Raw genomic sequence first — 10,842 nt, forward strand, 5'->3', positions numbered from 1 at the left:
ACCAAGTTAGCTAAAAACATTTATATTTGCGCCCGTAGCTCAATTGGATAGAGCGTCTGACTACGGATCAGAAGGTTATGGGTTCGACTCCTTTCGGGCGCGCCACTATATTTTCTCTTTATCGGGGAGTAGCTCAGCTTGGTAGAGCACTTGGTTTGGGACCAAGGGGTCGCAGGTTCGAATCCTGTCTTCCCGACCATGCTACTTATATTAAATGGGGCCTTAGCTCAGCTGGGAGAGCGCCTGCCTTGCACGCAGGAGTCAGCGGTTCGATCCCGCTAGGCTCCACCATATTCACTTAAAATAATAATTTGGCGGTGTAGCTCAGCTGGCTAGAGCGTACGGTTCATACCCGTAAGGTCGGGGGTTCGATCCCCTCCGCCGCTACCAAATTCAATCTGGTTGAACCTATTCAATCTAGGATATCCTGGATCTTTAGCTCAGCTGGTTAGAGCAACGAGCAAGTCATCTATGAGCTTACTTCGAGTTGTACCCATTGAGCTGCTGCTTGAATAGACTTTCTGAGATGGGGACAGACCCACTAGGATATATCACAACCTAGATCAATCCAGCTAAACATGGACCTTTAGCTCAGCTGGTTAGAGCAGACGGCTCATAACCGTCCGGTCGTAGGTTCGAGTCCTACAAGGTCCACCATTGCTTATTTTCACACGGAGGTATACCCAAGTCTGGCTGAAGGGATCGGTCTTGAAAACCGACAGGCGGGTAACACCGCGCGGGGGTTCGAATCCCTCTACCTCCTCCATTATCTTATTAAATATTATCGTCGCGGGGTGGAGCAACGAGCGTTACTTCACTGAATATGCTGCGAGTTGTACCGATCGAGCTGCTGCTTGAGTAAGCTTCCTGAGATCGGGACAGTCCATGCTCACTAAGAGCATAAAACTAAATTGTATTATTAATATCGTCGCGGGGTGGAGCAGTCCGGTAGCTCGTCGGGCTCATAACCCGAAGGTCGCAGGTTCAAATCCTGCCCCCGCAATCTGGTCCCGTGGTGTAGCGGTTAACATGCCTGCCTGTCACGCAGGAGATCGCCGGTTCGATTCCGGTCGGGACCGCCATTTTAATTATCAGTATCATAGTGGCTCAGTAGCTCAGTCGGTAGAGCAGATTGCTCACTTCCTGAATAAGCTTCTGCAGCAATCTGCGAGAAAGACCGAAGGTCATTCGAGCAAAGGACTTAAATAAGTCAAAGTTTAGGTATCAATATTATAGTGGCTCAGTAGCTCAGTCGGTAGAGCAAAGGACTGAAAATCCTTGTGTCGGCGGTTCGATTCCGTCCTGAGCCACCTTATTTAAATTAAAGATGTAATTATAAATATGGCGATTGTGGCGAAGTGGTTAACGCATCGGATTGTGGTTCCGACATTCGTGGGTTCGATTCCCATCAGTCGCCCCTTTTTTTTATGCGGGTGTAGTTTACTGGTAAAACCTCAGCCTTCCAAGCTGATGTAGTGGGTTCGATTCCCATCACCCGCTCCATAAGGCCTATAGCTCAGCTGGTTAGAGCGCACGCCTGATAAGCGTGAGGTCGGTGGTTCGAGTCCACTTAGGCCCATTTTTTATATTATTCCGCAGTAGCTCAGTGGTAGAGCACTCGGCTGTTAACCGAGCGGTCGTAGGTTCGAATCCTACCTGCGGAGCCATTTATGGGGAAGTACTCAAGAGGCTGAAGAGGCGCCCCTGCTAAGGGTGTAGGTCGGGTAACCGGCGCGAGGGTTCAAATCCCTCCTTCTCCGCCATAAGGCCCCTTGGTCAAGCGGTTAAGACACCGCCCTTTCACGGCGGTAACACGGGTTCGAATCCCGTAGGGGTCATAAGGAAAGCTGTTAGCAATTATGCTAACGGTTTTTTTTAAGTCCATTTAATTTTTGAATTTCAAAGAGAATCCAGGTATTTAATTCAAATGCACTTTTGAATTGCTATATTACCAATACATCAATCAGCCTTCACTAAGAAGAAGGTAGGATGCCGGTTATGAGGTCGACGGTCAAAACCGGTAACATAAAGAATAGGTATGTGCCTGGTCAGTGATAGAAAGGGAATAGCAATAGCTGGTAACATAAATAAGTGAAAGTGATTCCTCTAATGGCCGAAGAAGCGAGAATCAAGCCATATTATAATAAGCGAAGCTTAACATTCAATCAAATGATCCTTTCCTAGCTAACCACGCCCCAATCCGTACCGCTAATTCTACGTTAATAGCAAATCCAACCTAATAACTTCACTTTAAGTCACTATCCACTCACTTCCTCAAAAGAGATGAAAACGTTATCAACCAAAAACATTTTTTCACTTATTTCCTCTATCAAACCTAATAAATACAACTACTCCTTCTTATGAATCGTTATTCAATTTCATTTTTCGTTCTCCAAATTTCGCGTAATTGGAAGATTTAGCACATTAAAGCGCTGCCATTTAGTTGAATTTGTCGAATGTACTAAATTTATAACTTTTATTGTCGAAATATTAAAAAAATGTTTACAAGGAATTTCGGATGGTAACTAGAATATTACTGAAAAAGGGAGTTTTCATAAGTTTTGCAGAAGGCGGGTGGAAGGATTTTGGTGATTAATCCTACAGAGTTTGAATTGCATTTGTTCCATGAAGGGAATCTGTTCCAAAGCTACAATTTATTTGGAGCACATGTCATTAAAAATGGAACTGAAATATATACTCGATTTTGTGTGTGGGCTCCAAATGCGACTCAGATAAGGCTTACAGGTAATTTTAATAATTGGGATGGGAATGGCTATGAGTTCCATAAAGTCAATCAGGAGGGGGTCTGGCAGCTCGCTCTGGAGGGGGATCTGACTGGTTCCATTTATAAATATGAGATTGTAACGGCGTCGGGTGAGCGATTGCTCAAATCTGACCCTTATGGATTTTTCTCGGAAGTAAGGCCAAATACGGCTTCAATCGTCTACCCAATGGACGGCTATAAATGGAATGACCAGAAATGGCTGCAAAAGCGTGAAAAGAGGAGCACACTTGATGAGCCGATGTTTATCTATGAACTTCATGTGGGTTCCTGGAAGAAGCATGATAATGGTTCGTTCCTTACATACCGTGAGCTTGTTGATGAATTGATCCCATATATTGTTGCGCATGGATACACACATATTGAATTATTGCCTCTAACTGAGCATCCGCTCGACATCTCCTGGGGCTATCAATCCACAGGTTATTTTTCGGTTACGAACCGATATGGAACGCCTCATGATTTCATGTATTTCGTTGATATGTGCCACCAAAACGGCATCGGGGTCATCCTTGATTGGATTCCGGGGCATTTTTGCAAAGATGCGCATGGGCTGTACAAATTTGATGGCAGCTATGTGTTTGAATACCAGCGTGAGAATGATCGTGAGAACCAGGTTTGGGGAACAGCCAATTTCGACTTGGGAAAAACAGAAGTACAGAGCTTCCTGATTTCTAGTGCGCTTTTCTGGCTGGAAAAATATCATATCGACGGCTTCAGGGTTGATGCAGTGGCCAATATCATTTACTGGCCGAATTCAATCCAAGCAGCGAACCAGTATGGAGTAGAATTTTTAAAGAAGCTGAATAAAGCGGTCAAAGATTATGAGCCTGGAGCGCTGATGATTGCGGAGGATTCTACTGACTGGCCGCAAGTGACGGCTCCTGTGGAGTATGGCGGTCTTGGTTTTACATACAAGTGGAACATGGGATGGATGAATGACACTTTGAAGTATATGGAGGAAGAATCTCATAACAGAAAGCATATACATGATAAAGTTACCTTCTCGCTGCTTTATGCTTTTTCAGAGAATTTTGTCCTGCCTTTTTCCCATGATGAGGTCGTCCATGGGAAGAAATCGCTTCTTGATAAGATGCCAGGCGATTACTGGCAAAAGTTCGCACAGCTCCGGCTATTGTTAGGGTTCATGACAGCACATCCAGGCAAGAAGCTGACGTTCATGGGAACAGAATTTGGGCAGTTTTCGGAATGGAAGGACAAGGAGCAGCTGGACTGGAATCTGCTAGATTATGAAATGCATGAAAAGATGAACCATTATAATAAGGAACTTATCAAATTGTATAAGCGGTCAAAGCCGCTGTATGAAGTCGACCAAAGCTATGAAGGCTTTGAATGGATCGATGCTGATAACCGGGATCAGTCGATTTTTTCTTTTATCAGGAAAGGGAAGAACCCTGAAGAACTTCTGGTCATAGTTTGCAATTTTACAGAAAAAGTATATAGCGATTATCGAATCGGTGTACCCAAGCCTGGCGAATATCGGGAAATTTTGAACAGCGATGCTACAGGCTTTGGTGGATCAGGTGTAATAAACAAAAAAGTTTTGAAGACGGAAGAAATAGCCTTCCATGGAAGGCCATATTCTATAGAGATGAGTATTTCTCCATTCGGAATCTCAGTTTTACGTCGTGTTATAAAAAGAAAGGGGAGAAACAATCATGCAAAAGAAGAAATGCGTAGCAATGCTGTTGGCAGGAGGAAAAGGAAGCCGGCTGCACTCACTGACGAAGAATCTCGCTAAGCCAGCAGTCCCTTTTGGGGGCAAATACCGAATTATCGACTTCCCATTAAGCAACTGCACGAATTCGGGTATCCATACAGTGGGAGTCCTAACGCAGTACCAGCCGCTTTTGCTAAATTCCTATATTGGTATCGGCAGCGCATGGGATCTCGACAGGAAGGATGGTGGCGTGACTGTCCTACCGCCTTATGCCGAGAGTTCTGAAGTGAAATGGTATTCAGGCACGGCAAGCGCGATTTTTCAGAATCTGAACTATCTCGATCAGTATAATCCTGAGTACGTGTTGATTCTCTCAGGTGACCATATTTATAAAATGAATTATGAATTGATGCTTAATTACCATATCGAAAAAGGAGCTGATGTGACAATCTCGGTCATTGAGGTTTTGTGGGAAGAGACAAATCGTTTTGGGATCATGAATACGGATGCTGACCTTAGGATCACTGAATTTGAGGAAAAACCCGATGTAGCGAAAAATAATCTCGCTTCGATGGGGATTTATATTTTTAAATGGAGCGTTTTAAGGGAATATCTGATAAGGGATGACCAAAATCCTGAATCCAGCCATGATTTCGGTAAGGATATCATTCCTCTGTTAATACAAGAAAATATTAAATTATTTGCCTATCCTTTTAAGGGCTACTGGAAGGATGTTGGTACAGTCCAAAGCCTTTGGGAAGCGAATATGGATTTATTGGATAAAAATTGTGAATTGAACCTGTTTGATCATTCGTGGCGAATCTACTCTGTAAATCCGAATCAGCCGCCGCAATATATTTGCCCAGAAGGAGAAGTATCAGAGTCGCTGGTCAATGAAGGCTGCAAGATTGAAGGGGAGGTTTCCAGAACGGTTGTATTCCAGGGAGTGACCGTGAAAAAGGGAGCTGTTGTAAAGGAAACTGTTATCATGCCGGATGCCGTTATCGGACACAACTGTGTGATTGAAAAGGCGATTGTATCCCCAGGAGTCTATGTTCCGGATGGAACAATCATAAAGCCGAGCGAGAATGAAATTACACTAGTATCTGAAGAAACAATCGGAGAATTGCAATCCAATTGAACCGATTCAGGAGGAAAAAGAAATGAACAAACAATTATTAGGAGTAATAGATGCGACAACCGTTCACGATGATTTGCATGAACTGTCCATTCACCGGTCGGTGGCAGCGATCCCTTTTGGCGGAAGATACAGGCTGATCGATTTTATCCTTTCCAATATGGTCAACTCTGGTATCCAGAGCGTGGCGATTTTCCCTAAATTCCAATACAGGTCGCTGATGGACCATTTAGGGTCAGGCAGGAACTGGGATCTTAATCGAAAAAGGGATGGACTATTTTTCTTCCCTGCCCCTAATTTTGATAAACAGTATACGGGAATCGGCACGCTTGACCATTTTGCTGACAACATTGATTTTTTTGAACGGGCTACACAGGAGTATGCATTGATTTCAAATTCTTATACGGTGTTCAATATGGATTTCCAGCCGCTGCTTGATTGGCATGTCAAGTCAGGCTGCGATATCACGGAGGTACAGAAGGAAGGAAAATCATTAGGCATTTACCTTGTTAAAAAGACATTATTGATGGATTTGATCACGACACGCAATGAAACTGGCTACTCGAATATGAGGGATGTCGCGACAGATCATGATAGCCAATTCCATCTTTGTTATTACAATTTTGAAGGGTACGCCTCTATGGTTGATACGATTGATCAGTATTTTAAAACTAGTATGGATTTGCTTAAGCCAGAGGTCTGGAAGGAGCTTTTCCCGAAGGAATGGCCGATTTTAACAAAGGTGAAGGATGAACCGCCTACCCGATACGATGTGGACGCATCAGTACGAAATTCAATGGTCGCTAACGGCGGAATAATTGAGGGCACGGTCGAAAACAGCATAATTGCCCGCGGGGTAAAAATCGGCAAGGGTTCCGTCATCCGCAACTGCATCATCATGCAAAAGACACAAATTAAGGAGAAATGTCTATTGGATTCAGTGATTGTCGATAAGGATGCAAGAATTGAAGCAGGAACAGTGATTACAGCGCCAGCAGACTCACCGGCTGTCATCCGCAAGGGTTCGGTCCAGGGAGTGGGGAGCAGGTCGTGAAGGTGTTATTTGCCGTATCGGAATGTGTCCCGTTCATCAAGTCAGGCGGACTGGCGGATGTAGCGGGTTCTCTTCCGAAGGAATTGAATAAGCTTGGAGCGGATGTCAGGGTCATTTTGCCGAAGTACGGGTTGATTCATGAGAAATTCCGCTCGGAAATGAAGAAAGTGAAAGAGTTTACGGTGCAATTAGGCTGGCGCTCACAATATTGTGGCATTGAAACTCTTGAGCATGAAGGCGTTACTTTTTATTTCGTTGACAATGAGTATTATTTTAAACGCGATAGTCTTTACGGGCATTATGATGATGGGGAGCGTTTCGCGTTCTTTAACAGGGCTGTCCTTGAATTTATCGCAGAAACTGAATTCTACCCTGATGTCATTCATTGCCATGACTGGCATACGGGTATGATTCCATTTTTACTAAGGATGGAGTATTATAAGCGTCCTGGATACGGATTGATTCGGTCCGTGTTTACAATCCATAATCTGCAGTTCCAGGGAATCTTCCCTCCAGAAGTGCTTGGTGATCTGCTGCATATCGACAGCCGCTATTTCAAGGAAGAGCAGCTGGAGTTTTTCGGGAATGCCAATTTCATGAAAGCGGCCTTGATTGCTGCAGACCATATCACTACTGTCAGCCCCACTTACAAAGATGAAATACAGACAGAATTTTATGGTGAAAAGCTGGATGGCATCCTGCGTAAAAGAAGCGAGGATCTATCGGGAATCCTAAACGGGATTGATCACGATTTATATGATCCTGAAAAGTATCCTGGATTGGCTGCCAATTTCGGAGTGGACTCACTTGAACGGAGAGTCGAAAACAAGCTTCAGGTACAGCGTGATTTCGGTTTGCCGGAAAACGAGAATATCCCTGTTACAGCCATGATCACAAGATTGACGAAGCAAAAGGGTCTTGATTTGGTCAGAGGAGTCTTCCTTGAGATCATGGCGACTGGAGTGCAGCTTGTCGTGCTGGGAACGGGCGACCCTGAGTTTGAACAATTTTTCAGGGAAATGTCAGCGCGTTACCCAGAACAATGTGGTGTCTACATCGGTTTTGATGAAAATTTGGCCCATCAGGTCTATGCTGGCTCCGATTTGTTCCTGATGCCATCCAAGTTCGAACCATGCGGTCTGAGCCAGATGATTGCGATGCGCTATGGCTCAATTCCTGTTGTAAGAGAAACAGGCGGCTTGAACGATACTGTACAGCCTTACAATGAATTTAACAGTGAAGGCAATGGTTTTTCCTTTGCAAACTTTAACGCCCATGACATGTTATTTACGCTTGAACGTGCGCTATCTTTTTACCATGAGGGCGAAAAATGGCTTAAGCTGCGAAAAATGCCATGGAGACAGACTATAGCTGGGCACAGTCTGCCAGCCAATACGAAGAAATATATTCCGATCTCATCTCAAGGAGTGAATCGCATGTTTTCTAGTGTTCCCAAGTTCAAAAATGCTTTCTTGAAAAAACTCGAGATGATGTTTGGAACCAGCTTTGAAGAAAGCACGAGCCGGGAGCAGTTTCAGACTCTCGGGCATATGATCAGGGAGCATGTGAGTTCTGATTGGATAAAGACAAACGAATTATATCGTTCTGGAGCTAAGAAGCAGGTGTATTACCTGTCGATTGAATTCCTGCTGGGCCGACTGTTGAGGCATAATCTTATAAATCTTGGTGTCGAAAAAGTGGTCTGTGAAGGGCTAGGGGAGCTGGGGATAGAGCTAGATCAGCTTGAAGAAATCGAGGCAGATGCCGGGCTTGGCAACGGCGGTCTCGGCCGCCTTGCTGCCTGTTTCCTAGATTCCCTAGCATCTCTTGATCTGCCAGGTCATGGTTGCGGGATCCGCTATAAACATGGTCTATTCGAGCAGAAAATAGTCGACGGCTATCAGGTGGAGCTTCCTGAGCAATGGCTAAGACATGGCCATGTTTGGGAAGTGCGCAAGGCAGATGATGCCGTCGAGGTCCCGTTCTGGGGTGAAATCGAAAGCAGGATGGAAAATGGCCGGCTCGTCTTCAGGCACTTGAACGCTGAGACAATTATGGCTGTGCCTTATGATTTGCCTGTCATCGGCTTTGAGACTCAGACTGTAAATACATTGAGGTTGTGGAATGCCGAGCCATCAAGGTTCCCGGCAAACGCAGATATTTTTAAATACAAAAAGGATACCGAATCGGTTTCCGAATTTTTATATCCGGATGACACGCATGATGAAGGGAAAATCCTTCGTCTTAAACAGCAATACTTTCTGGTCGCGTCAAGCTTGAAGGCGATTGTGAATTCTTTTAAAAAGAAGAATAAGAGCTTGCTAGAGTTTCATGATTATGTCAGCATCCATATCAATGACACCCACCCTGCAATCGCCGTTCCTGAAATGATGAGGATATTGATGGATGAAGAAGGCCTTGGGTGGGAAGATGCCTGGCATATTACCGTGCAGACGCTTTCCTACACGAACCATACGACACTGGCGGAGGCCTTGGAGAGGTGGCCGATCCGGATCTTCAAACCGCTGCTTCCACGCATTTTCATGATAGTTGAAGAAATCAATGAGCGTTTCTGTAAGCAGGTTTGGGAGAAGTATCCTGGCGACTGGAGCAGGGTGGAAAGCATGGCGATTATCGCCCATGATGAAGTGCGTATGGCGCCGCTTGCCATTGTCGGGAGCACAGTGTCAATGGAGTTGCACAGCTTCATACGGAGATTCTGAAAAACCGGGAAATGAACTTGTTTTATCAATTTTATCCTGAGCGCTTCAATAACAAGACAAATGGGATTACCCACCGCCGCTGGCTGCTGAAGGCGAATCCTGGCCTGTCTGGATTGATTACGGATGCTATTGGACCTGCCTGGGTTTCATCACCTCAGCAATTGGAGAATTTGAAGCGGTTTAAGGACGACTCCGCTTTCCTTGAAAAATTGCATGGAATTAAGCAGGGAAACAAAGAGCGTCTGGCAAAACGGATTTTGGATAAAACGGGGATTCAGGTTGATACGGAATCGATTTTTGACGTTCAGGTTAAAAGGCTTCACGCTTATAAGCGGCAGCTGCTGAATGTCTTGCACATCATGCATCTGTATAATGCTTTGAAAAAGGATCCTGAAGCACTGCTCTATCCGCGCACATTTATTTTCGGGGCAAAAGCATCTCCTGGCTATTATTTTGCCAAGAAGGTCATTAAGCTGATTAACTCCGTTGCAGACAAAGTGAACAATGACCCGGCAACGAATGGCAAGCTGAAGGTTGTATTCCTTGAGAACTACCGTGTGTCACTTGCCGAAGAGATTTTTCCAGCTGCGGATATCAGCGAACAAATCTCAACCGCCAGCAAAGAAGCTTCCGGTACCGGGAATATGAAGTTCATGATGAACGGAGCTATGACACTTGGAACGCTTGATGGTGCCAATGTCGAAATCACCGATTTGGTCGGCAGGGAAAATATCTTCCTGTTCGGGTTGACTGCAGAGGAAGTGCTGGATTACCAGAATAGTGGCGGCTACCATTCACTCGAATATTATCACCATGATGAACGGATCCGGGAAGTGGTCGACCAGCTGGTCAATGGCTTCTTCCCAGATACGGAAAATCATTTTAACGAAATATATGATACTTTGCTCGGCCACAACGACCAGTATTTTGTTTTGCGTGACTTTGCTTCATATGCAGAGGCTCATCAGGATGTCAGCCGTAGTTATTTGGACCGAAACGCATGGCTGCAAAAAAGCCTGGTTAATATCGCGAAATCCGGGTATTTCTCCAGTGACAGAACCATCATGGAATATGCGGATCAGATCTGGAAAGTACAATCTGCTTTAAAAGTTTAAGAAGCAAAAGGCCAAATCGCGGATGATTTGGCCTTTTTGCAATGTTGGTGGATGAAAAGCTGAACACGAGATAAGCATGAAGGGGATCTAGTTGGCCGAGTGAGGAATTGCGATCCCAAAAAGGGACCCTTGAGAGGTTTTATTAGCTTAAAGAGGAGCGGAATATAAACCGACAGTTAGAAAGATTCTATAAGCCCAACAAGTGGCTGAAGATGTGAAAAGGTCCTATAAAAGATTCTATAAGCCAAAAAGCGGCAGAAGGAGCGAAAAGGTCCTATAGAAAGACTCTATAAGCCCAAAAGTGGCTAAAGAGCGAAAAGGTCCTATAGAAAGATTCTAATAAGCAAAG

Annotated in this window: 3 protein-coding genes, 15 tRNA genes and 2 pseudogenes; all 20 read left to right on the top strand. The window is 44.7% G+C overall.

Annotated elements, in window-relative coordinates; translation table 11 throughout:
- Positions 1–28 precede the first annotated feature (28 nt).
- The 20 genes and pseudogenes from JCM21738_RS18970 (at position 29) to JCM21738_RS19065 (ending at position 10,493) form a co-directional block, all read left to right on the top strand.
- Positions 29–105, top strand: a tRNA-Arg gene (locus tag JCM21738_RS18970).
- 17 nt (positions 106–122) lie between these two features.
- Positions 123–199, top strand: a tRNA-Pro gene (locus JCM21738_RS18975).
- 17 nt (positions 200–216) lie between these two features.
- A tRNA-Ala gene (locus JCM21738_RS18980) sits at positions 217–291 on the top strand.
- A gap of 22 nt (positions 292–313) precedes the next feature.
- Positions 314–390, top strand: a tRNA-Met gene (locus tag JCM21738_RS18985).
- 190 nt (positions 391–580) lie between these two features.
- Positions 581–657: transfer RNA gene (locus JCM21738_RS18990), tRNA-Ile, on the top strand.
- A gap of 16 nt (positions 658–673) precedes the next feature.
- Positions 674–766: transfer RNA gene (locus JCM21738_RS18995), tRNA-Ser, on the top strand.
- A gap of 163 nt (positions 767–929) precedes the next feature.
- Positions 930–1,003, top strand: a tRNA-Met gene (locus JCM21738_RS19000).
- 3 nt (positions 1,004–1,006) lie between these two features.
- Positions 1,007–1,082: transfer RNA gene (locus JCM21738_RS19005), tRNA-Asp, on the top strand.
- Positions 1,083–1,237: 155 nt separating this feature from the next.
- A tRNA-Phe gene (locus tag JCM21738_RS19010) sits at positions 1,238–1,310 on the top strand.
- 34 nt (positions 1,311–1,344) lie between these two features.
- Positions 1,345–1,417, top strand: a tRNA-His gene (locus tag JCM21738_RS19015).
- Between the two features lie 12 nt (positions 1,418–1,429).
- Positions 1,430–1,503: transfer RNA gene (locus tag JCM21738_RS19020), tRNA-Gly, on the top strand.
- Positions 1,504–1,506: 3 nt separating this feature from the next.
- Positions 1,507–1,579 (top strand) — tRNA-Ile (locus JCM21738_RS19025).
- Positions 1,580–1,592: 13 nt separating this feature from the next.
- Positions 1,593–1,667 (top strand) — tRNA-Asn (locus JCM21738_RS19030).
- Positions 1,668–1,672: 5 nt separating this feature from the next.
- Positions 1,673–1,763: transfer RNA gene (locus tag JCM21738_RS19035), tRNA-Ser, on the top strand.
- Positions 1,764–1,766: 3 nt separating this feature from the next.
- Positions 1,767–1,838: transfer RNA gene (locus tag JCM21738_RS19040), tRNA-Glu, on the top strand.
- Between the two features lie 747 nt (positions 1,839–2,585).
- Positions 2,586–4,544, top strand: coding sequence for a 1,4-alpha-glucan branching protein GlgB (gene glgB, locus JCM21738_RS19045; RefSeq protein WP_031308309.1), 1,959 nt, complete (start codon positions 2,586–2,588; stop codon positions 4,542–4,544).
- Positions 4,462–5,604, top strand: coding sequence for a glucose-1-phosphate adenylyltransferase (locus tag JCM21738_RS19050; protein WP_023626852.1), 1,143 nt, complete (start codon positions 4,462–4,464; stop codon positions 5,602–5,604). The genes glgB and JCM21738_RS19050 overlap by 83 nt, the downstream gene beginning before the upstream one ends.
- Before the next feature lie 22 nt (positions 5,605–5,626).
- The gene (locus JCM21738_RS19055) at positions 5,627–6,655 is read left to right on the top strand and encodes a GlgC family sugar phosphate nucleotidyltransferase (protein WP_023626853.1); all 1,029 of its coding nucleotides are present in this window, start codon (positions 5,627–5,629) and stop codon (positions 6,653–6,655) included.
- Positions 6,652–8,102 (top strand): annotated as a pseudogene (gene glgA / locus JCM21738_RS19060) (glycogen synthase GlgA). The gene JCM21738_RS19055 and the pseudogene glgA overlap by 4 nt, the downstream one beginning before the upstream one ends.
- Positions 8,092–10,493 (top strand): annotated as a pseudogene (locus JCM21738_RS19065) (glycogen/starch/alpha-glucan phosphorylase). The pseudogenes glgA and JCM21738_RS19065 overlap by 11 nt, the downstream one beginning before the upstream one ends.
- Positions 10,494–10,842 lie beyond the last annotated feature (349 nt).

Origin of the sequence: Mesobacillus boroniphilus JCM 21738 (genome assembly GCF_000517385.1) — a bacterium.
Taxonomy (GTDB): domain Bacteria; phylum Bacillota; class Bacilli; order Bacillales; family Cytobacillaceae; genus Mesobacillus; species Mesobacillus boroniphilus.

Coding starts and splice junctions, on each gene's coding strand:
- JCM21738_RS19050 (WP_023626852.1), top strand. CDS start 4,462: ATGCAAAAGAAGAAATGCGTAGCAATGCTGTTGGCAGGAGGAAAAGGA.
- JCM21738_RS19055 (WP_023626853.1), top strand. CDS start 5,627: ATGAACAAACAATTATTAGGAGTAATAGATGCGACAACCGTTCACGAT.